The following is a 1,318-nucleotide window of genomic DNA, read 5'->3' as shown; positions in this document are numbered from 1 at the left end:
CTTCTGGAAATATAAATATAGCCACTAAAAANAACCTTGTATTAAGAACTGATACCACATTTAAAACTAAAAAAGATATTGAAATTAAAACTGAAGTTGGTGATATATATGCAAAAAGCCTAAATATTAATTCAACTGAAGGTGGGGTTTCTATATTATCAAATAAAAATATTACCTTGGATACTTTAAATTCTTCATGGAATAATACTTTAAAAAATAGAATTACATCTTTAGGTGATATTGTTATTTCTTCAGGAGGTGAGGGTGTTTTAAAACTAAATACTGTAGATATAAACTCTACTAATGGTGGTGTCTTGTTGGTATCTAATAAAGAATTAACCATTGATGGTAATAATGAATATGAGACGGATGCTTATGGTTCTTCTGGAAAAATAAATGCTAATAATGTAAAAGTATATAGTGTAAATGGTGTTGTAGATGTAAGTAGTGGAGAAATAAATTCAAAAAAAGGTGATATTTTAATATCTTCTGGAAAGGATGTTGTTGTACATGATATCGATTTAAATAGTAAAAGAAATATAGAAATTCATTCGGATAAAAATTTAAACTTAGAAAGGTCAAATATAATTGCAGACCATCACATTGCACTAAGTTCAAAAAAAGATTTAAGAACCTTTTTGAATTATGCATTAAAAGCAGAGGGTATATTATCATTAATAAGTGGTGGAATAGTTGATGGTAATGGATCGGGAGGAACAGTTTTAATTGAAGCAAATGAATTATCAGACGAATTCTCATATGGATTTAGTGCTCATGGAAGTGAATTCTTAAAAAATGATAATAAATTAAGCTCCATTAATGGTAATTTATCTGTATTATTAAATAAAGATTTTATTTTAAAACCTTTAAAGAGTAATGGAAGAGGGGCTTGGTCTTTATCTGCATTAAATGATATAGATATTCGATCAAAACAAGGAAAGATAGAATTTATAGGTGATTTATATTTTAGTTCTACACCTACTCCTAGGTTTATTGATATTAAATCATTAGCTGGAGGGGGCTTTGTTGCACAAAGATTTGAAATGCAAAGCGCCCCTAATTGAGCCAAATTTAAGGCGTAACTTGGGTAAGTGGTCGACCTAATTCCGTAAATCTGTTAAGGACTGCTACACGTGCATGGATCTCATTCACTTGGCTATCAAAACTCCTTGCACTGAGTTTATCTCCTAATAATTTGATGCAATGCATCTTAGTTTCAACCAAACTTCGCCGATGATAGCCTGACCATTTTTTCCATAGTGTCCTGCCTAAACGTTTAATTGTTCGAAGTAATTCATTTCGCTCTAGCGAGCTACTC

General features: G+C 30.5%; 1 protein-coding gene. It reads right to left on the bottom strand.

What is annotated here, in order from left to right; genetic code table 11:
* Positions 1-1,071 precede the first annotated feature (1,071 nt).
* A partial coding sequence (locus KPC_RS19785; protein ID WP_141730357.1) for a transposase occupies positions 1,072-1,318 on the bottom strand: 247 nt, incomplete at its 5' end.

It is taken from the genome of Acinetobacter stercoris, from assembly GCF_900323515.1.
Taxonomy (GTDB): domain Bacteria; phylum Pseudomonadota; class Gammaproteobacteria; order Pseudomonadales; family Moraxellaceae; genus Acinetobacter; species Acinetobacter stercoris.
Note: the sequence above shows the minus strand (reverse complement) of the source record. Positions and strands in the feature narration are given on the sequence as shown.